This window comes from Pedobacter sp. UBA5917, assembly GCF_002432345.1.
In the GTDB taxonomy this organism is placed as follows: Bacteria; Bacteroidota; Bacteroidia; order Sphingobacteriales; family Sphingobacteriaceae; genus Pedobacter.
Genome location: NZ_DJDT01000173.1, coordinates 1 through 20,173 on the forward strand (window position 1 = coordinate 1; position 20,173 = coordinate 20,173).

Consider the following 20,173-nt stretch of genomic DNA (forward strand, 5'->3'; position numbering starts at 1 on the left):
CGCGGCATAGGAGCGGAAAAAGCATTTGTGTGATATGAATCTTAGGAATCAGATTTATAAGTTAACTATTTAAAAAAATCCTGTGGCAAAAAGAAGAACCAAAAAAACAAAACAAAGAGGTTTTAAAGAAATCTTAATCCTACTAGGAATGCTTTTTAGCGGCATCCTCTTTATCATCAAAATCATTTTCGGACGCATAGGCTGGTTAGAAGTTTTTGCACCGGTAATCATCGTATTTTTTATCTTTTTTCTCCTTTCGCTATTAAAAACCGCATTGAGGAAAGTGTAGCTCAAACAATTTAACAAACCCCGCTCTAACCAGTGCAATAACCGCTTAGGGCGGGGCTGATGCTTAAGCCTGCGGCATGGTAAAACTGCCGAGGTATTGGCTGTTGGCCACCGCGCTATTTTCGCGCTTAACGGCAAAGGCCCAGGCATAAAGCACATCGCCAGCAAAAGTATTTCTTACAATTGCTGTGTAGGTTAAAGCGGCCCGTTGCGCTTCTTCGTACACGAGGTACATTTTTTTCGTGTCGTTAAACAGTACCACCACCAGCATATCATCATCGAAAGCATTGTAACGGTTAGAGATGCCCTGCCAGCTGAGTACAATATCGCTTCCCTTTAAAACAGCACTTAAACCATGGAAAACGGATAGCGAACCTTTACTGAGTACGATCTGCGAAAAATCGATCACAAAATCCGGATATTCCCCACCTATGGCCTGGTTTAAAAAGATCTTTACCGCAGCATTGTAACCCGTGGTTTTGTTAAGCTGCTTATCTTTGAAACCTATATTTAAAATGTCTTTAATAGGGCTGAGGTAAGTTGGGGCCAGTGCAAATTTGCTCCTTTGTGCCAACTGCAGATCGGAACTCTGTTTACTGCTTTTTTTGGGCAGGCTTTTGAGGTAATCTACCCCACGCCAGTTGCTCCCAACAATACTGCCTACTTTACCTGAGAATGCGCCATTAGCGCCTTTTGAATACGTTGCCATGATCAGTTTTTTTAAGTGAAAGATGTTTGTTTCAGGATGTCCCCTTTTATCCGGGGCTTTAAATCCATACCCAAACTTAGTTACAGGCTTTCAGGATGTATTATTTTGGACTGTAATGGACCAAATTGAGCCGATTATATAGCCAATTGAACCAAAATGGACCTATAAAACTTTTAAAAACGGGAGTTATTATAACCAGGTAGTTGCCTGCGAGGGAGCCGCCAGTGTAGCGCATCGCTAAATGGCCGGCATAAAAACACCCCGGCTTTACCTTTTAGGTAAACAAAAGGTAACGCCGGGGTAAACAAAAGGTACAGAATAGGTAAACAAATGGTAGAGAATAGGTAAACATGGGGTTAACCTGGTACCTGCAACCGGTAAAGAACTGGTACAGGATGGGTAACTAAATGCGCCCTTTTCTTTGACTTTCGAGGTAGGCGGCCAACAGGTCTTTAAGGTAAAAACGGTCGCCACCCGGTAGTTTTATAGGCCTTAAAGTTCCATCTTTTACTTTACGTTTATAAGTACTTTCGCTTATTTTAAGGTAATCTTTTACCTGCTGGCGGGTGAGCTGCTCGTTGGGGCTACCAAAAAGATCGATAAAAGTAAAAGGTTGGTTTTCTTTATTCAGTACGAGGTAAATATTGTACAGAATCTGTACAAGCGCTTCATAGTCTTTCATGGTATAGGGTTTTAAAACAGCAATCCAATCTGCAAAACCGGTAAACTGGCTTAAATACCATCCGGATTCAGAAAAACATTGCCATTGCCCTGCTACTGAGTGTTAAAATGATTGCTTTGAACAAAAGAAACCCCATCGGGACGTTTAATTTACAAAGGATTTGAGTGCGTGTACAAAGACCGGTGTTTAACAATCATCGCAATAAATCGGTTAATTTGTGTGTGGTGGTCAATAGGTAAGTTGCGCTGGCCTATGGGTAACCCCTGCTTAGGCCGATTAAACCCAGGTTAAAACAGATGCAGGCCACCCTACATGGGCAACTGTTAGGTGCATAAATGGTTAATTTATGCGGGAAGGACGGACATTTCAACAATAGGGATGAAAAAATAACTTCGGTTAGTTCTTCCATCGGTATAAATTTAATCGGCAGTAAAAATTAACGGCCTGTTCCTCTTATAACGGCTTAAAGTTTCGGAAATTATGCCGTATAAAAACTAAAGTAAAATGCCTTTTCTACAATAACAGCATTTTGATATTGGGTATAAAAAAACAGGCACTAAAACCACTCCCTTTTTTAGTGGTTTAACAAAACCAACTTTGTTAAACCACCGGGTTATTTTTTAAGTAATGTCTTCAATTAAGGCATCGGGTGCAATGCGTTTAATGGCATCAATACCATTTTCGCGGTTCGCTGCAGTGGTGTAATTTTCGCTCCGGCCTATTATTTCGCCATTGGCGGCTTTTAAATTAAAGGTATAATTGCCAACCGCATCTTTACGGATAAAATGTTTATCGTGCAGTGCATTCACTTTAACGCTACTGATACCGTTTAAACAGTTCTGCTTGGTGGTATAACCTTCGCCACTTAAAATAATTTCGCCATTGGCGGCCCTTAACCGATAATAATATTCGGAATTTTTCTCACTCCTGAAAACCTGAAACTTTGGGTTTTTCATGATATTTATTTTTTACGCGCCAAAATAATCTGGCCTGTTGTATAATGTTAAATGCTTTCGGGATGATTTTTTTGCGATGATCTGTTATGGATAACCCCTGCTTAAACTAATTAAACCAAGGGTAAAACGAATACCGGCCACCTTGCATGGGTAGCTATTAGGGGCATAAACGTTTAATTTATGCGGGGTATGCAGGAAATTAGAAAATAGGGACGAAAAATTAACCAGGGTTAGTTTTTCCATCTCTTTGGGGTTTAAGCAAATATAGTATTATTAAGCCTTATATTATATAATTAGAGTGATACAAATCTTTACACATTTAAGTGTATTTACGGTAACCCGTATTGCTTCTTTGGGAAAAGATATTTACTTTGGAGATATGATATTAAATTAGGTCATTCATACTATAAAATTGGCACCAACTAATCATTCACTTCAGAAATTTGTTCCCTATCCTCACGTTAATCTATGCCTCTTAGGTTATTGTTTTAATTCATGAGGTTTATAAAAATGAGGTGTTCAAAGATATGGGTAGAATTATTAAAGAACACCTATACCCGATGGGTGAAACTAACTTAATTATTTCCAATACTCAAAATCATACTTTTAAAACACTCTCATGATCACACTCTTATTATATTCTACCTATTGTGTTGCAATAATCGCCATACTTTGGGTTACTTATGAGCCAAAAATAAAAACTGAAGAGAAAAAGCTTACAAATTTAGGCTGGTTATCAATTCTTCTTTTATTTTTTTCTGTAGCCAGTATTGGATTCTCCTTTTATGCCCCATTTTTATTTACAGGAAAAAAGATATCAATACAGCTTCCTTTTACACCAGAAACTGGCTCAATTGGAGATACTGTTGGTGGATTAATGAACCCTTTTATTGCTTTAGCAGGGGTTATTGTTACTGGATTAGCTTTTTTTATGCAATATAGAGCAAATAAGTTACAAATTCGGTTGTTTGAGAAAGGGCAAAAAGATAGTAATGAGCAATTTCAATACCAATTAAATCAGCAACAATTTGAATCACAGTTCTATGAAATGCTACGTTTACACAAAGAAAATGTAAATGAAATGGAGCTTCCTGGAAAAGAGTATATTGGTAATTCTTGGGACGGTTTTTTAATTACAAAACGTCAAGTATTTCAGCAAATGCAATTGGAATTAGAGTCCTTAATCGAAAGGGCTGCTATTGATTTGTTACCAGCAGATGCCCAAAAGCCCTATATTGGAATAGAACTAAGTCAAAAACAGTTTGAAGAGTGTTATAAAATTTTCTTTTGGGGATATGATAGTAGTAAACACTATAATTTAACGAAAGATACATTAAGTTGGGTCAATAACGTATTTGTGGATCGTTATCCAACAGGAATAGATTATTTTGAAATGCCTGGTTCTGATTTAAATTTCAGCATTAAAGCTTACAAAGGGCACTCATCAATGCTTGGCCACTATTTTCGACATTTATATATGATGGTAAAATTTGTTGCAGAGAGCAAAATCGTAACATCATATAACGATAGAATGCGCTACCTAAAAATTTTAAGAGCACAACTCTCAAATTATGAACAAATTATGCTATTTTATAATTGGATAAGCAGTTACGGAGGTCCTTGGGAAGACAATGAGCATGCATATTTTACTGAATATTGTATGATACACAACCTGTGGTACGATGAATTGATAAATAACGATTTTATTAGAAAAAAAATACAACAATTAATTAAAAAACCATTTAAATTAAGAGAAGGACCTTTATTTGAGGTAGGTGATGACATTTGATTTTTTACGATTAATTAGACTTAAAACCTGTAGTCTTTTGGTATACTTATATTAACGCTATTATTTAAATAATTAACGACTCATAATGAAAAATTCAGAACAAGATTTATTCTTCAAACTATTCAATTGTCACACGGAAGGAGAAATAGAAAATGTTATAAATAATGACACTAAAATTTTTCAGCAATATAACTGGCATCCATTAGGTGGAAATGAAAATAACTATGGAGTTATAGAAAACCAACAAGCATCACCAATTGCTGCTTTAATAGAAAAAATAACCAATTCTATTGATGCAACTCTAATGAAAAAATGTTATGAAGCTGGTATTGATCCAAAATCAGATAATGCACCGAAAACAATGGATAACGCAAGAGCATTATTTTTTCCAGAACATAAAAACTGGGATTTAAATAGTCATAGAAAAAATCAAGCAAAAAACATACAGATCCTTGCTGATGGACCTAAGTTAAATCCATCACTTACTATTTATGACAATGGAGAGGGACAGCATCCAGTTGATTTTGAAAAATCCTTTCTTTCTCTACTCAGTGGCAATAAAAATGAAATCCATTTTGTACAGGGCAAGTATAATATGGGAGGTAGTGGAGCAATTATTTTTTGTGGAAAAAATGGCTATCAGTTAATTGCTTCACGAAAATATGATAAAAAAGGTGAATTTGGTTTTACCTTGGTGAGACAACATCCATTAAGTGTTGAAGAGCAGGTAAAAAAGAAAAATACGTGGTACGAATTTCTGAAGATAGATGGCAAAATACCATCTTTTAAGATTGATAAAATAGATCTTAAATTGCATGATACCTTATTTGAGACAGGCACAATAATAAAGCTTTACTCATACGACCTACCCTCCGGTAGCCGATCAGTTATTTCCCGAGATTTAAACCAGAGTATTAATGAATTTTTATTTGAGCCCGCCCTTCCAATTTTAACTGTAGATCGAAAAGATAGATATCCCGATGATAGAAATCTTGAACGTGACCTTTTCGGTTTAAAAAGGCGACTAGAAGGTGAAGAGAATAAATACTTAGAAGATTATTTCTCCGAAGAATACGCAGAAGATGAAATCGGAAAATTCAAGGTAACCTGTTACGTATTCAATTCGCGTATTGATGATAAAAATATAAAAGAGACTAAAGAGTCTATCCAAAGAGAGTTTTTTAAAAACAATATGTCTGTTCTATTTTCGATGAATGGACAAGTACATGGAAATTTTAGCTCGGAGTTTATAACTAGGTCATTAAAATTTAACCTGTTAAAATACCATCTTTTAATACATGTTGACTGTACGGCGATGAACTATAATTTCCGTAAAGATTTATTCATGGCTTCAAGAGATAGACTTAAAGAGGGCGATCATACGTCGAAGCTTCGAAAATTTTTAACTTCTAAATTGGGGACGAGTAAAGGCCGATTGGCAGAAATTGAGAGACGAAGAAAAGACAGTATTTCTGTGGATTCCAAAGATACGCAAGAAATGCTTAAATCTTTTTCCAAAAATCTACCGATGGATAGTTCCTTAATGAAACTTTTGAACCAAACTTTTAAATTAGAGCAAAAAGACAATAAATTAAACAAAAAGGACAATGAGAAGAAACAGGTAAAAAAAGAACAGGAACCGTTTAAGCCACAACGATTTCCTTCGTTTTTACATGTTAAATCACAATTAAAAGATGGAAAATCTTGCATCAACTTACCTAGGGGCCAGGAAAAAACTATTCATTTTAACACAGATGTAGAAAATCACTATTTTGATAGGGTTGAGGAGCCGGGAATCTTTTCGATTGGTTTAGTTTCCTACCAGCCTAAACAAAATGATGCCGAGGGAGGAACAAGTGTTGGAAAATCTGAAACGGTAGAAGAAGTTTTTAATATTACCACTTCGAGCCCTCACGATGGAACCATACGACTAAATCTAAAGACGAAACATGAAACCAGGGTTGGTGATGAGATAGAAATGAAAGCTACTCTCACAGGGGCAGGTGAGGATTTTGAAGAATTATTTTGGGTTAAGATTACTGAACCAGAAGAAAAAAAAGAAGCAATAAAGAAAGAGGAGAAAGAAGACATTGATAATTTAGGGTTACCACCCTTTGTATTGGTATATAAGGAACCTAAAGAAGGCTTTTTAACCTGGGACCAAATTAGTGAAGGAATAGATGCTGAAATGGATTATGATACGGTTATGGCTCCGCAGGTTAGTGGGGATAATCTTGAAAAGATCATCATCAATATGGATAGCCATGTTCTAAAAAATTTTAAATCAAAATACAAGGATCAATCACAACTAGAAATCTCCGAGCGTAAGTATATCTCATCTGTATATTTCCATACACTATTTTTGTATACGATTACAAAAAATAGAAAGTATACTATTTACCAAGGTCTAGACTCTAAAGAAGAAGAAGTTGACTTACAGGTTTATTTACGAGATTTATTTTCAAGCTATTATTCTGAATTTATTTTAAATTTTGGAACTAATGATTTATTACAAATGATTTCAGAATAATAAAGATTTTTCATAGTTGCACGATGGTTCTAATTTAGTAGTTTATGTCAACTTTTTCTTTTATACTAAATCATTTTAATCTCAACGATTTTTATCTACCAACATCTTTCTTAATCTCTTGGAAACAGAACTAAGATAGTCTCTTTCCAAGAGATTATTTTATGATTAGATTACATTATAATGAGTTCTATTTAATTGTTTTCGTTTCGTCTGTTACTTTTTAACTTAAGAAAGCAGTAGCTTGATTATTAAACGTATCAATAATATTTTTCATAGGTGGTCTATCTATTTTTTTATACAATAGCATTGAAATTATAAGGTCGAATACAGTTCTATTCCCTTGTGCAAAATACTCATAGTGAAGTTGCCCAACTGGAGCTGTACCTTCAAATATATACCAGATAACCTTACCAAGCTGAAATATGTCTGAATAATCTTTTATTGTACAACAATGGACAGCTTCAAATTTAGTGTCTTCACAAAGCATTTTGTTTACTGCCTCAGGAGATAACCATCCTGAAGGCCCAATTTTTTCTCTTAATATGTCCAGACTTTGATCTTCATCACGATGTTCAGAAAGTCCTAAATCACCTATTTTTGGTCTATTATCTATTAAAAAAATATTATCCGGTTTAATATCCCTATGATAAATTCCTATATTATGAAGTTCATAAATCCCATTTAGAATTTCAAGGCAAAGGACAAATTTTTGTTGGTCCGTAATATCTTGTGTCTGTATATAATCTAGCAGGTCTGTCTGCCCCTTTTCCATGACATAATATAAAAAATCCTTTCCTTCAATAGTTGCCATACTGTGGAATTGTAATTCGATCACTCCTTCACTTCCTTTATCCTTAGCTTTACGTAGTGCTCGGATTTCATTTTTAAATCTCGAAATTCTTGTTTGCTCTACTTCATCCTCTGAATCTAGATGATATTTGCAAAACTTAATAATTGAATAATCTTCCTCATAATCAGGATCAATTAACTTAAAAACATTAGAATTCCCTCCTTTTCCTCCTTCTAGATCTTCGCTCGAAGTCAATGGCAAAACTGAATAATATTTGCCACTATATTCAATATAATCTTCTGATGATATCGAACATACTATATTATTTTGCACTATTTTCATTATCTAACCTACAACATCTAAAGTGTAAAAAACATTTATCTTTTTTAATGTTTTGGAAAGATGATAGTATGCAGCAACATCTGCCTGTGCAGCATTCATGGTCTTTTCTTTATTTAAAAGTATGTCAGTAAGAATCTCCAATCTTTTGATCCTTGCTTTTTTTGAATTCGACTGAGTTACACAATTTGAAGCATATTCTTTTAAAGTAATAGACTCTTGGTTTGATGGACTTATACCTTTTGAAATAAATACAAGGACTTCATATAACTTAACTAAATCATCATTGTTTACCTGTTCAATCATAAGTAAAAGATTAAATAAAGTATAAAAATCATTTTTTTGAGTAAATCTTGTTTCAGACAGGAGTATATTCTGATTTAAAACAGAAATCCTATTTAACGTTTCTCGAAATACAATTTGTATTTTATTTGATTGGTCAGGTTTAATATCATTTTTATACAATTGATCAACGGTTTTTTTCTTGTCTTGCGGTCCCTCCAATATTAGTGCAGCGAGCTCTTCAACAAAATCTCTATCAAACATTCTTCTAATGTCAGCCGATCTAAATAGCTTAAGTTCACGGAATTCAACCATTTCAGAAAGGGCTGTTGTAACTTTTAGAAATTCTGTATTAAAACGTTCAGCCTTATTTAACTCTGGTCTTTCCAATTTGATCCCCGCACGATTAACACGAACATAAAATTCTCTTACATCATTAAGGCCAAGGTCACGGTTTAAGATGACTACTGCGATATTATAATTATCAAATTCTCTTTCAATATATTTAATTTCATTGGAGTCAGGAAATCCATCTTGGTGAGTGTATGAGATCATAGCGCGAGTTCGCTGTTGACCATCAACCATATCATACCCATTATTCGTTTCTTGCAAAAAAAATGTAGGAAGTGGTAGTCCTTTTTTAATTGTATCAATTAAAAGTTTTTGAGATTGAATAGTCCAAATAGCATTCCTCTGATATGGAGGATTAAGTTGTAACTTTTGTTCATTGTACAATGAGACCAATTTCATAATTGGCCATACTTCAATTTTGTATTTCATATGGATCTTAAATAAAACAGGCTAAACACCCATCTTCTTCTGCTTCCAAAATATCAATAAGTTTGTTAGAGCGATAATTTTGAGCAGCGTTTTGTTGTTTGGTTAAAAATTCTTCTTTAATTTGTTTAATCCGTTTAGGATCTATAAGCTCTTCTAAGCGTTCATCCTGCATCCAGGTATAACCATCCTTTTCATATTCTACAGCTAAAAAGAATTTGGCTGGATTTTGTTCATACAACCAAACCCATTCTATTTTACGTTGGAAAAAGCAAAAGAAGCAGCCCGAACGGCTACGGTTGTACTTACCCACCTGCCCATTAACTTCATAAGGAATTTCTTCGTAATAGGCCGGCACGCCAACACCACTTTCTCGTAGTATTCTAAAAATATCATCACGGATCAGAATAGATTCGTTATCCAATAAAGGGAAGTCATCAACTAATGCAATGGGTAGTTGGCTATCCTTTAAAGATTGAAAAGCAACATGATTGAATTCCTTAATACCTAAGCCCATTAAAGCTTTTAATTTTTGATTTTGGCTATATGATAGGGATAATGGAGTTTTAATTATATCAGCAGCTCGCTGGTATAAGTTGTGGCTTAAAAATTCTTTATAGAGTATAAGTAGTTTTTGTTGATTATCGTTTCTTAACACTTTCCCAATTACCTCTTCACTCCATATATTTTCTCTAAAAGGAAAAATAGACTGTACATGTGGTTTAGTGGAAATGTAACCTTCACGATCTTCATCACCACGAATACCCACGTAAGAAATCACCGGTGTAGTACCAATATAATTTTCGAAAGGTTCGATCTTTAATTTTTGCGTACACCAACGTGCATTGGAGGATGGTAAATAGCCGCCATAAAGATTATGATAGAAATCGAAAGGATTACCCTTGTCGCCTTCTTTAGCATAAAGTTTATGGATGCTTACCCCTAATTTAGATTCGAGATTCCGGATCAACTGGTAGGTTTCCTCTAGTTCTTTACCTGTATCGCAAGTATAAAATTCTATATCCATGTGCGGATAAAGTTCTTTCATGTAAATAGCTAGGGCAGCACTGTCTTTGCCCCCCGAAATACCTAATACATGCCTTACACTATTATTTTCCTTCGTCATCTAATACTTGTTTGAGAAGTTTAGCCAAGATAGCAATTTTTGTACTTTTATTCGCTTTCTCCATTAAATCTGACAATCCACTTTCCAAATGTTTGAACTGGGCATCTTGTGTTTTAGGCATGCGGATAATTTTATGGCTATAACTACTGCCTGGCGTTGTTAATTCGAACTTAAAAACCTCCTCTTGATCAAGATCTACTTTTTGCAAAGCCATGTCATTCAAATTGTCCAGCTCATGGATAAGCATAAGGAAACGCTCCTGCAATTGATCTACCTCTTTATCGCTAATTTGATCGAGTGTTTTCCCCACGGTTGCCTGGGCTACCGAAGATAACCAAGCTGCACGATCATCTAATGGCGAACATATACGATCGTAAAATGTTTTTTGATAAGGCAATAGCAAATATTGCTTTAAAGAACGCTGATAACGTGTTCTTAATTGTTCTGTATAGGCCACAAAATCATAATCTTTATTCCAAAGGCCATTAATAATGCTTTCGAACTTTTGCAATAGTACATCGTAGGCATTCCTCAATTCCCTAATCGATTCTTTTAGCTCGGCACTATAATTGGTTAACAACTCTGGATTATTGTTTAATTGTACCAAGTCGTAATTAAGCGCACTCGGAAAATCTTCAAAAAACAATTTTTCGGGGTCAGTAGCCTCAGTTAATGCCCGTCTAATACCTATGGTTTTTTTGCTCAGGTTCTTGGTTTGCTTTACATATGGTTTTAAATCTTTGTAAAATTTAAAGAAGGGTATTATAGTTTTAATAAAAGCCTCGTTAGAAGTTTTTTGCTCTTCACTTAGCGCCAACAAGTCGCGGTATTGGTTAAATAAACGCACTTTTATGCCATCCGTATCATAAGCCTTAACAGTATATTGATGAGGGTTTTTGATCAGTAGCTCCAAAACCTCTGAATCAATTTCAGGGACAAAGCCATTGGTTCCATACAAGGCAAAATCATCCGTTTTCATGATTAGGTAAATAGGAATCCAGAAATCTAGAAAACCTTTTTTAAGCTTATAGGGCGCCTGCTCCAATTGATCATAAAAATCGGCGATGCTTCTTTTTGCGCCCTTGGTGCTACTTACAAAGCCATTAGATACTTCAAATAGTGGGATAAAACCGTTTTGATCTAATGCAGGATCTGTAATTTCATTTAATACCCAACCATTTTGAGTCTCTTGATGTATGCCTGTTTGTTTTAGTAATGAGAGGTAGATACTTTTTTGCGGCGGAAAACCTTCAATACCTAAGCCTTCTTCACTTTCATTGGCCAATATCGCATCAATCAAAGATCTCCTAGAGGAAGCAATTGTTCCAGAAAGCTTGCTTCTATTCGCCAATTCACTAATAAATTTTGGTGTAAGTGGGTAAACTTCATCAGATATTACCGAAAGAAAGGCATTAAACTCTTTACTGCTATGAAAATGCTTAGATTCCCCTTTATAATACCATTTCACAGATGTAGCATCATAAAAACCTTCATATAGATAATAGTTTAATAGGCTTTTTTGGATTTCCTCTATAGCACTAAGCTCCCTTTGAATGATCTTATCGTTGGGATATTTAGCCTTGGCGATTTTAGCTTTCTCAATTTCTTCGATGGCATGTTGGATATCGGCAACTCTCAAGAAATGAGCATATAGTATTGCCTGATTATTTTCTGCTGAGGCTTTTACAATTTCAATTTCCTTGATGTTCTCATTGAAAATTAAATTAATAAAACCATCTATCTGTCCTTTTGGTACTGAAGCTGTGTAAGGTGCATCTGAAATCTTATATTCAAATGTTCTTGGTGTGCCTTTATCGTAATAAGCTCTTTTTGCTGCTACTGGTGCAAGCGGTAAATAACCATTTAAGAAACTTACTATATTATTGGCTCTACTAATTTCTAACCCAGCTTCTTGTATAGCATCATCTATATTAACAATTGTGGTTTCTGAATAGAAGTAGCGGTTAGAATATTTGTTATAAGCCAAAAGGTTTTTACGCTGTAGGTGTAGTAGTGCTTCTGCTACCCCCGTTATTTTGCCCGTTAGCTCGATGTAAGCAATCAAAAATTCTTGATCTAACTTTGCCCCAGCATGACTAAAGATATTTAATAAGCCAATAGTTTTGATGAGCGTTTGATAGAGTGTATGATCTTTCTCCTCTATCTCACCTTCAACTCTTTCTAAAGCATTTTTTATCTCAGCCCATTTACTGTAGTGTATATTTGCTTTTGAATTAAGATAAGAATAAAGATTATAATTCAGGTAGTCATAAACATTTGCAATTGCATAGAAATTTTGTCTATCCTCATTAAACTCGCCTAAGCCATAAAAACTATCAGTGTTTAAAAAGCTAAACAAGGAGCGTTCGTTTTGGCCATACTGCTGTAGCGCCAATGCCAAGACGCTACCCGATAATAGATCTAAGGGGTAAATATTTTTGGCAATTTTTTGATCAAAATAATCTTTTAGCGAGAATGCTTTTGCTTTGGCTATAATCTCGATTAGATTGCCAATATTTTCAGTTTGTATTTTATTAGGCTTTGCGGCTATTTTTTTACTCGCTAGCAATAGCAATTGTTCCACCGGCTCATTAAAGGTCAGCTCTTTAAAACGTCCTTTAACCTTAAACCACTCATTGCGTTGAGTGGCATTTAAGTTTGTTGCATATGCAGAAAAATCTTGGTGTAGCGTAGTAATAAATGCAGCCTCGTATTCCGTACTATTGATTAATTCGGCAATTTGTTGCAGGAAATAGAGCTCTTTTTCTGCCCCATTTACAGAGGCGTATTCTAAAAATTTACCAAATTCATCTATAACAAGAATTAAACCACGGCCTTGCGCATTAGTAGTTTTAATCAGCGCTTCTAATTCGTTAACTAATACCGTTGGCTTATTGCTTGATGAGCCAATTAAACGGGCTACATTTTCGATAATTGAATCGTAATTACCAACTAGTTTTAATAGATCGAAGTGTTTATATTTCTTCCATTCTTTATTGTCAATAAAAACTTTTTCTTCGTTTAAGTGATAGTTTAAGGCATTTAAAAAGGTTGATTTACCTGTACCATAAGCACCGATTAGGTTAATAGAACGAATACCTGCTGCATAGTTATTGACAAGCGACTCAAATACTTCTTGGGTATTTGGCGTGATAATATACTCTGTAACATCAAAGTTGTTCAGCAGTATGTTTTGCGAAGGAGAAAAATGCTTAACCATAATATTGATCTAAAACCTCCCATTTATTCATTTCTTTCTTAATTTGTAGCACCCTGTTGCCTGCTGTTTCATTATAATTAAACTCGTTCGGCCAAATATTCGCCAATTCGATTAACTTTTCTTCAAGACCTTTTTCTGTCAAGCAGAACGTATTACCAGGAGAGTTTACTCCTTCTAATAAATCTTTAAATGATATTGATTTTGCTTTGCTATCGTAAGAATCTAATATTGAATAGGCTAGAATTTCATGTGGTAAGTCATCTCTACTTTCGCGCATTACCCTAAACCATTGTACAGAAGTCTTCCCATCTAAATCCGTTCTACTAAATGGACGTATTAGATTTAGCTCAACCAATAGGTTTGCCGTTTCTTCCTCAACATCTTCTTTGCCATCATTCGATCTATTATATGTTCTTAAAAAAACGTTAGTATCTGCATCATAAGTCTTATCACTAAAGTGCTTGATCCCGTTTTCTTCTGTTTTACGTTTTAAATAAGTGATCAGCTGTGGCTTGGTAAATTCATTTTTTTCTTTCAAGAATTGATTGAAAAAAGTATTGAAAATGAATAGTCTCTCACTTTTAATTGCCTCATAATGTAATAGCCATAAGCTTGCTGTATCTTCAAGGTAGGGATCGCAGCCTCCAAGAAGGTAGTTACCAAACGCTGTAATCTCGCCATTTTCGTCAACAATATTAAAACCACGCAGCCAAAATTTAATAGCGGTAGTCATGTTTTTGCCTACACCTAAATGCACAACAGCATCATCATCTGTAAATGATCTATTTGCTAATATATGTTCATATCCCTTCTTTAGCCAAAACTGGCGGCAAACAAAGGTTTCGTGGCCACTAAAACTTATTTTCATTCGAAATCAATAATTGAACCCTAAAGATGTATCTCGCCTATAGCTAAAACACTATCTAGATTAGTACATTTGTACTATTTAAAGTAGTACAAAAATCGACAAAGTTTTGCATGCAAACACGCAAAACTTTACACATTTGCAAACTATTTAGGCTAAAGCATTCAAGCGAAACGCATTATTCATTGATAACCAGCTTAGTTGTTGAAAACTTTGTGCTTAGCATAAATAAAAAAATCCGTAAAACTGGAACATCACAGAGTACTGTAATTCCTTATCTAAACTAAAGTGCACTCCTCATCGCGCATGATTTATATTTTATCTACCGAATACTTTCCTGGGCTTAAAACTGTAAATGCTAACACATCGCCAGTAGACAAATTAGAATGAATAACAAACCTCTTGCCTACGTTTAAGAGATCTGATCTGCCAATCCTTTTGGTGTATTTACATATATAGTCTTTATTGTCAAAAACTAAAGTAATCTGTTCAGCCTCATTTGGCAACATAAAATCTATTCCAGCAGTAATTCTTAATATGCCCTTTGAAATATCTGAAGTAGTAATAACATTATTTTGTTCAGGTATTCTAAATGTATGCTTAAGTATTGATAAGGTTTCAACATCAAGATTTCTTAATGCTGAATTTGTGCTATAGGGAACTTTACCTGATGGAACCACTAATGCAGCTTTCTCTAAATGTGCTTCTTGATCGTCAAAAAAAATATGTGCTTTGAATGCTTTCAGTATTTCATCTTTTTTTATTCCTCCAAGAAAAAACGCTTCATCTACTTGAACGTTCCAATATCTTAATGTATTGAGGACTCGTTTATGTGACGGGCTGTTCCTAGCTGTTAGAATGGCAATTCTTAATGGGGATGCCTTATGCTTTTCTTGGATTTTCCTTTGAATTTCAGAAAGCATCCTGAGCACTTTAGCATAGGGACCATCCTTTAAGGGTTCTTGCACTTTGGTTTTCTCATTATCATGGAAAGCTGCCATGCCTTGTGTCTTATATATATATTCCGATTCTTCTGAAAACAAAACAGCATCTGCATCAAAAGCAATTCTTACGCTATCGTTATCAGCAACATAATCTTTTGGTGGATCATAAATCAAAGCTGCTGCCGCAACCCTAGAATCAATAGTTTTCTGTACATCCTCTTCATCTCGCGAAAGGAATAAATCTACAGTAAAGGGTTTCATGTAAATTGATAAGGGTTCACTGCCTGTAAAAGCAGACCGCGTTATATCAAGATTATAATGATCTATAGAATTAAGCACTCTAATTCCAGTTTCTGGGCTATTCTTGGACATTATAATTACCTCAACTAACCGTTCTTCTGAGAGTTTATTAAGACCCAGTAGGGCCTCTACTAAATAAAATGCAGTTCCTTTTTTTAAAATATCTTCTTCATGTTCTCTTTGATATGCTCTATAAGCATCGGCACCCTGCTCATGATAAATCCTATTCTCTTCTTCCAAATCGAAAAGCGCACGGGTAGATATGGCTACGACTAAAACTTTTTCAAATGATGGCATAGTAAATTTAGTTTTGTGATATATGCATTGCAATTTTCAACCAAGATTAAATTTCATTAAGTGTTTTGCCAATAGCCAAAGCGATTGGTTTAAATTCTTCATAAGTAAAGAAATTCGATTTAGCATTATTGCACCAGTAACAGCACCATACAATATTATCAAGATCATCATAATGCTTAAATGGATCCTTTCTATCCAATTCAAGGCGTTTGCCTCTTTTTCCACCTCGTGTTGCATCAGGTCTGATCCCTGATCTTTGCATGTTGTAAAATCTTAAGCTTTGTTCATTAGTGGTGCCACAATAATGACAACCTAGATTGAAATGATCTTTATTAAACCATTGGTTAAACTCATTAAAGCTTATTCTTTTAAATCCAGCAATAAGTTTTAAGTTTTTCTTATTTAATTTTTCTTTTTTTTGATTGTATATTTTCTTCAATTCTTCTCTAGTCATACATTAAGTTTTGTTAAAATAGAATAAATCTTTGGGAAGCCCCGTTAGCTAGGATATCAATATACAATAATCTTATCAATCACAATTTTTGTTTTTATAGCTATTATCAGGTAGTTATTTATCCAAGTTATGCTTCTTTTCCCGCCACTCCCATGGAGCTACCGCAGTACTATCCTGCCATAAACCTATTTTATTTTTCCTGGCATTTATCTCCAACTGCGCATAAAGTGGATCGCTGGAGTATTTTTTAAAATGCCAGGCCATACCCAGTTTAATCATTTCCTGGTTAACCACCTGTTTTTTATCATTAATAATTACAGCGATCAATCTTTTATACCGGTCGTATTTCTGGCCCTGTACGGTTACCATTTTCCCGAAACATAAATCAGATAATGCCTGTTTGGCCTTAGTGCCAAAAGGCTGCTTACCGCGTTTCTCGGGGCAATCGATATGTGCCAAACGGATTTTAACAGGGTGGTTTTCGTATAATACCTCCATCGTATCGCCATCCAGAATGCGGATGACTTTTGCGTCAAAAAACAGTTTACTGTTGTTAAGGGTTTTGCTTTCGCCAGGCTGTATCATGCAGGCCTGGAGCGTTAACAACAATACAAATAAACTTATTTTTCCCAAGCGCATAATGTTTTCCCGTCTTTTTTGGCCTTTTCGATATCTACTTTTATAATCTTATATGTACAATTGCTTAAACCTTTACACCTGGAAGTATTGTGGTATTTTTTAGCATTCGGACTGTCGCAAATATACACCGTTGTACTTTCTCTGCAGGTAATGTTGGTTAAAAAGACGATAATGAGTAAGGAGAGTGTTTTCATGCTTATGGGACATTTATTTTTTAATAAAATCTAGAATGTATTTTATAGCTTCAGCTTGATTGTTTGCTGCAGGTTTAAGTTCAAATCTTTTTACACCTGAGCTTTTCATCCAATCCGTCCAGATTAACCGCATGATTTCCATATCTGTTGGATGTTTTGTGGCCGCCCCAGTTTTAGAAAGTGATCGGTCATACATTTCGACCACGATCACCTCTAGGTTCTTTAAATATGGATTTTTTGCAGGATTAATTTTATACTTAGTGTTTTTAGATAGGAATACAGCCATATCTCCACCTTTAGATTTCAAAAAGGCATTTCGAAAATCTTCAATCTTTTTTGCACTTAAGTCGTAGCCTTTATTATAAATACCAGCCTCAATATATCCATCAGTCATTAATACCATGATGTTGCGAAATTTGTGTGTTATTTTACCAACAGCTACATCTGGCAGAATAATCCGATCATCGATACCAGATTGAAAATAGGTCCAAATATCTGCGCCATTGTTGGAGATTGCAGCTTTATCGTTAAACTTCTTGTATTCTATAGTAAAGCTATTGATGTCCTTAGGTAGTGAAGAGGCAACTTTATTTCTCTCTAATATATAATTAATTCTATCAACCTGTTTATCAAATTGCTGGAGGTCGATCGTTAATAAATTCGTATTGATTTTATATAAACCTATCAGTCCTTTATTGATAAAATCGACGCTATAGTGGTCTAATTGACCATCTGTTCTTTTAAACTTCAATATTTCAGGCCAGACTTTCTTCAATACACCCTGTACAATATCTACATCGTTTACTGCTTTCGGATAAAATTTAGGATTCAGCCGATTTGATAAATCGGGTGCGAAGACGATGTTATAATCAGTAACCTCTTTTGTTTTTTGAGCCGTAACATAGGTACAGGCTGAGCATATCAAAATGCTTATTAAAAAATACTTTTTCATCAGATTACCACCCGTTTATCTATTTGTGAACTTTTTACCTTTTCGTTTTGCCAGTTTACAGCAGTATCAAATGCCTCACGCGATTTTTCTGTAGCTTTTATGATTGCGTATTCTTCGTGCAGGTAATCATTCCAGCCTTCTAAAAAGATATTGATCCTATCATTTAACGAATCAATTGAAATTGGAAGATTGTCATTTTCAACATGGCTTTTGTATATCGTAGCAATATCTACAATATGTTGTTTTCCTGTAATTAAGTCTGTTTTTTTAATTTCCCGCAATAAGTTTAATTTACTTGGAATAGATGCGAGCTTGGATTCAATGATCTTGTATTGCGCTTCTAAACCGATGTTTTTTCCTTCTACCAAGTAGATTTCACCTTTAACCAATAGACTTTTTTGTTCTTCTAACTTTAAATCCTCGTCCATCTGCTTAATCAATAGATTGTTTTTTAATGTAGCAACATCAGGATTTCTTTCGTCAAAAATTGACATGAGTTTTTCGAAAGCAAACTTTAGCATCAGCAAACCGAAGGCACCTAATAAAAACACCAAATAGAAATTAGGATCCTTAAAAGCCATTGATATTCGCCAAGCCTCAGTGGCATCTCCTATATCATATTTCATTTGATAAATAGCTGCCGAAACTTTGTAAGCTATTTCTGTATCAACCAATATAATTCCAACGAGGAACATGCATATGATAATCCATGTTTGCTTTGTAAAAAGTTTGATGAGTGCGCAGAAAAGCGGGATACTTACGAAGAGCAAGATAAAAATGATACCTGCCCCGCCTTTTGATAAGGTTAACGACAATGCTTTAGGATTAAATATTTCCATCGGTATAGCATCGAGCCCCGCAGCCTTAGCTGCCTTCGAGTCTTCAACAGCGAACAATAAAATATAACATGCTGAAGAGTAGAAGATAAAAAGGTAAGTGATTAGACAGATATTTGCGAACAATACCGGAATAAATTCATACCATTTAAACTTGGGGCTAACAAAATCTGTTTGTGCAATACGTATCTTATTCTTTATCTCAGCAGTAATCTTTTCATGAAAACCTATTTTAATTTCTTTAAGGCTCTGAATTTCCTGCTTATTTTTTTCGGTCTCTGCTTTGAGGTTAATGAGCTGGTTCCTGGCATTTAATGTTTCACTTTCTGCTTCTGCCTCAGCAGTTTGCAATTGCAAATTAAGATTTTCTTCAAATGCATTAAGGCTCTTCACTTCCTGCTCATCAATCTTTGTTTTTAAACGTTTCTTTTTGTCTTCAACTACATCTATGTCATTTATAAAAACCGAATAAACTGTATCTAATGATTTAGTAAGCACCTGATGATCGCCATTATTAAATTTGGAACGCTCATAACCTTGCCCCCTTAACATGGATCGATCAAAATTTCCAATCTCAGCAGCAATCATCGAATCGAGCACCTTGGTAAACTCAGAAATAGCATGTTCTTTAGCTGTGTAGGTTTCGATTTTTGCCTCAATTTTTAGAGGTACTGAGGGAACATCAACTGCCTCGCCCCGCTGCAGGGCCGCCTTATGATTAATGTCGTTAAAATTGGCGATTAAATGCGCTACAGTTTCGGCATGATTGGTTACAATTATACTTTCGTGATTGTTTTTCCTGGCATTTACCGACCAATTATAAGAACCATGTAGCGCGATCCGTTTATCAATTACACAGAACTTTTGGTTCATGATACCATAGCCTACGTTTTTTATCTTAGTTACTGAAGCTCCCAACGAAACGAGTTCATCAAAATCTAACTTTAGGTTCTCTTGATTATCAGCAATGATCAGCTCAACCTTTACATTTTGAGCAGCCTTACTTTTAACGATATCGAATAACTCCTCGTCAGTAAACCATGCACTGGCAATTAGAATTTCGAAATCAGCTCCCTCTAGCTCTTTAACTATCCGGGCAAAAATCTCTTTGTTGTCTTGCAACACTTGCTGATCGAGTTGGGTATTTTCTGTGAGCATGGGATTTTATTTAGACATGAATACATTTTTTAATTTTAATACCCCA

At 34.9% G+C, this 20,173-nt stretch carries 18 protein-coding genes; 3 read left to right on the top strand and 15 right to left on the bottom strand.

Annotation, left to right across the window (positions count from 1 at the left end; translation table 11 throughout):
- The first annotated feature begins 82 nt into the window (after nucleotides 1-82).
- Nucleotides 83-289, top strand: coding sequence for a hypothetical protein (locus B2V92_RS10835; RefSeq protein WP_293307738.1), 207 nt, complete (start codon nucleotides 83-85; stop codon nucleotides 287-289).
- A 63-nt stretch (nucleotides 290-352) separates the two neighbouring features.
- Here B2V92_RS10835 and B2V92_RS10840 read toward each other — a convergent pair whose 3' ends face one another.
- The 4 genes from B2V92_RS10840 to B2V92_RS10855 form a co-directional block, all read right to left on the bottom strand.
- Nucleotides 353-997, bottom strand: coding sequence for a DUF6266 family protein (locus B2V92_RS10840; RefSeq protein WP_293307740.1), 645 nt, complete (start codon nucleotides 995-997; stop codon nucleotides 353-355).
- Nucleotides 998-1,400: 403 nt separating this feature from the next.
- Nucleotides 1,401-1,679 carry a helix-turn-helix domain-containing protein gene (locus B2V92_RS10845; RefSeq protein ID WP_293307742.1) on the bottom strand — a complete coding sequence of 93 codons (279 nt, stop codon included), beginning with the start codon at nucleotides 1,677-1,679 and terminating at the stop codon, nucleotides 1,401-1,403.
- Nucleotides 1,680-2,299: 620 nt separating this feature from the next.
- Complete coding sequence (locus tag B2V92_RS10850; RefSeq protein WP_293307744.1) at nucleotides 2,300-2,635, bottom strand: YegP family protein; 336 nt, start codon at nucleotides 2,633-2,635, stop codon at nucleotides 2,300-2,302.
- Between the two features lie 84 nt (nucleotides 2,636-2,719).
- Nucleotides 2,720-2,878 carry a hypothetical protein gene (locus B2V92_RS10855; protein ID WP_293307746.1) on the bottom strand — a complete coding sequence of 53 codons (159 nt, stop codon included), beginning with the start codon at nucleotides 2,876-2,878 and terminating at the stop codon, nucleotides 2,720-2,722.
- Nucleotides 2,879-3,254: 376 nt separating this feature from the next.
- Here B2V92_RS10855 and B2V92_RS10860 point away from each other — a divergent pair, with 376 nt between their 5' ends.
- Both B2V92_RS10860 and B2V92_RS10865 read left to right on the top strand, forming a co-directional pair.
- On the top strand, nucleotides 3,255-4,424 hold the full coding sequence (locus B2V92_RS10860) for a putative phage abortive infection protein (protein ID WP_293307748.1): 1,170 nt from the start codon (nucleotides 3,255-3,257) through the stop codon (nucleotides 4,422-4,424).
- An 85-nt stretch (nucleotides 4,425-4,509) separates the two neighbouring features.
- Nucleotides 4,510-6,954 carry a hypothetical protein gene (locus B2V92_RS10865; RefSeq protein WP_293307750.1) on the top strand — a complete coding sequence of 815 codons (2,445 nt, stop codon included), beginning with the start codon at nucleotides 4,510-4,512 and terminating at the stop codon, nucleotides 6,952-6,954.
- Nucleotides 6,955-7,174: 220 nt separating this feature from the next.
- Here B2V92_RS10865 and B2V92_RS10870 read toward each other — a convergent pair whose 3' ends face one another.
- The 11 genes from B2V92_RS10870 to B2V92_RS10920 form a co-directional block, all read right to left on the bottom strand.
- On the bottom strand, nucleotides 7,175-8,086 hold the full coding sequence (locus B2V92_RS10870; protein ID WP_293307752.1) for a protein kinase family protein: 912 nt from the start codon (nucleotides 8,084-8,086) through the stop codon (nucleotides 7,175-7,177).
- A 3-nt stretch (nucleotides 8,087-8,089) separates the two neighbouring features.
- The gene (locus B2V92_RS10875; protein ID WP_293307754.1) at nucleotides 8,090-9,145 is read right to left on the bottom strand and encodes a DUF262 domain-containing protein; all 1,056 of its coding nucleotides are present in this window, start codon (nucleotides 9,143-9,145) and stop codon (nucleotides 8,090-8,092) included.
- A gap of 7 nt (nucleotides 9,146-9,152) precedes the next feature.
- Nucleotides 9,153-10,268 (bottom strand): phosphoadenosine phosphosulfate reductase family protein, encoded by a 1,116-nt coding sequence (locus B2V92_RS10880; RefSeq protein WP_293307756.1) that lies wholly within the window; start codon nucleotides 10,266-10,268, stop codon nucleotides 9,153-9,155.
- Nucleotides 10,252-13,488: a hypothetical protein gene (locus B2V92_RS10885; protein WP_293307758.1), complete on the bottom strand. Its 3,237-nt coding sequence runs from the start codon at nucleotides 13,486-13,488 to the stop codon at nucleotides 10,252-10,254. Before B2V92_RS10885 ends, B2V92_RS10880 begins: the two co-directional genes overlap by 17 nt.
- A complete protein-coding gene (locus B2V92_RS10890; protein ID WP_293307760.1) occupies nucleotides 13,481-14,356 on the bottom strand; it encodes a DUF4007 family protein in 876 nt (291 codons plus the stop codon). The genes B2V92_RS10885 and B2V92_RS10890 overlap by 8 nt, the downstream gene beginning before the upstream one ends.
- A gap of 308 nt (nucleotides 14,357-14,664) precedes the next feature.
- Entirely contained in the window at nucleotides 14,665-15,894 is a 1,230-nt protein-coding gene (locus B2V92_RS10895) for a 5'-nucleotidase (protein ID WP_293307762.1), read from the bottom strand.
- Nucleotides 15,895-15,940: 46 nt separating this feature from the next.
- The gene (locus B2V92_RS10900) at nucleotides 15,941-16,348 is read right to left on the bottom strand and encodes a hypothetical protein (protein WP_293307764.1); all 408 of its coding nucleotides are present in this window, start codon (nucleotides 16,346-16,348) and stop codon (nucleotides 15,941-15,943) included.
- Nucleotides 16,349-16,462: 114 nt separating this feature from the next.
- A complete protein-coding gene (locus B2V92_RS10905; RefSeq protein WP_414691894.1) occupies nucleotides 16,463-16,981 on the bottom strand; it encodes a thermonuclease family protein in 519 nt (172 codons plus the stop codon).
- Nucleotides 16,969-17,181: a hypothetical protein gene (locus tag B2V92_RS10910; protein ID WP_293307768.1), complete on the bottom strand. Its 213-nt coding sequence runs from the start codon at nucleotides 17,179-17,181 to the stop codon at nucleotides 16,969-16,971. Before B2V92_RS10910 ends, B2V92_RS10905 begins: the two co-directional genes overlap by 13 nt.
- A 13-nt stretch (nucleotides 17,182-17,194) precedes the next feature.
- On the bottom strand, nucleotides 17,195-18,133 hold the full coding sequence (locus B2V92_RS10915; protein WP_293307770.1) for a hypothetical protein: 939 nt from the start codon (nucleotides 18,131-18,133) through the stop codon (nucleotides 17,195-17,197).
- Nucleotides 18,133-20,127 carry a phospholipase D-like domain-containing protein gene (locus tag B2V92_RS10920; protein ID WP_293307772.1) on the bottom strand — a complete coding sequence of 665 codons (1,995 nt, stop codon included), beginning with the start codon at nucleotides 20,125-20,127 and terminating at the stop codon, nucleotides 18,133-18,135. The genes B2V92_RS10915 and B2V92_RS10920 overlap by 1 nt, the downstream gene beginning before the upstream one ends.
- Between the last annotated feature and the right edge of the window lie 46 nt (nucleotides 20,128-20,173).

Excerpts from the sequence above, each read along its gene's own strand:
- B2V92_RS10860 (WP_293307748.1), top strand. The coding sequence starts at position 3,255 with ATGATCACACTCTTATTATATTCTACCTATTGTGTTGCAATAATCGCC.
- B2V92_RS10880 (WP_293307756.1), bottom strand. The coding sequence starts at position 10,268 with ATGACGAAGGAAAATAATAGTGTAAGGCATGTATTAGGTATTTCGGGG.
- B2V92_RS10870 (WP_293307752.1), bottom strand. The coding sequence starts at position 8,086 with ATGAAAATAGTGCAAAATAATATAGTATGTTCGATATCATCAGAAGAT.
- B2V92_RS10855 (WP_293307746.1), bottom strand. The coding sequence starts at position 2,878 with ATGGAAAAACTAACCCTGGTTAATTTTTCGTCCCTATTTTCTAATTTC.
- B2V92_RS10865 (WP_293307750.1), top strand. The coding sequence starts at position 4,510 with ATGAAAAATTCAGAACAAGATTTATTCTTCAAACTATTCAATTGTCAC.
- B2V92_RS10840 (WP_293307740.1), bottom strand. The coding sequence starts at position 997 with ATGGCAACGTATTCAAAAGGCGCTAATGGCGCATTCTCAGGTAAAGTA.
- B2V92_RS10915 (WP_293307770.1), bottom strand. The coding sequence starts at position 18,133 with ATGAAAAAGTATTTTTTAATAAGCATTTTGATATGCTCAGCCTGTACC.
- B2V92_RS10895 (WP_293307762.1), bottom strand. The coding sequence starts at position 15,894 with ATGCCATCATTTGAAAAAGTTTTAGTCGTAGCCATATCTACCCGTGCG.
- B2V92_RS10845 (WP_293307742.1), bottom strand. The coding sequence starts at position 1,679 with ATGAAAGACTATGAAGCGCTTGTACAGATTCTGTACAATATTTACCTC.
- B2V92_RS10850 (WP_293307744.1), bottom strand. The coding sequence starts at position 2,635 with ATGAAAAACCCAAAGTTTCAGGTTTTCAGGAGTGAGAAAAATTCCGAA.
- B2V92_RS10875 (WP_293307754.1), bottom strand. The coding sequence starts at position 9,145 with ATGAAATACAAAATTGAAGTATGGCCAATTATGAAATTGGTCTCATTG.
- B2V92_RS10910 (WP_293307768.1), bottom strand. The coding sequence starts at position 17,181 with ATGAAAACACTCTCCTTACTCATTATCGTCTTTTTAACCAACATTACC.
- B2V92_RS10900 (WP_293307764.1), bottom strand. The coding sequence starts at position 16,348 with ATGACTAGAGAAGAATTGAAGAAAATATACAATCAAAAAAAAGAAAAA.
- B2V92_RS10885 (WP_293307758.1), bottom strand. The coding sequence starts at position 13,488 with ATGGTTAAGCATTTTTCTCCTTCGCAAAACATACTGCTGAACAACTTT.
- B2V92_RS10890 (WP_293307760.1), bottom strand. The coding sequence starts at position 14,356 with ATGAAAATAAGTTTTAGTGGCCACGAAACCTTTGTTTGCCGCCAGTTT.
- B2V92_RS10920 (WP_293307772.1), bottom strand. The coding sequence starts at position 20,127 with ATGCTCACAGAAAATACCCAACTCGATCAGCAAGTGTTGCAAGACAAC.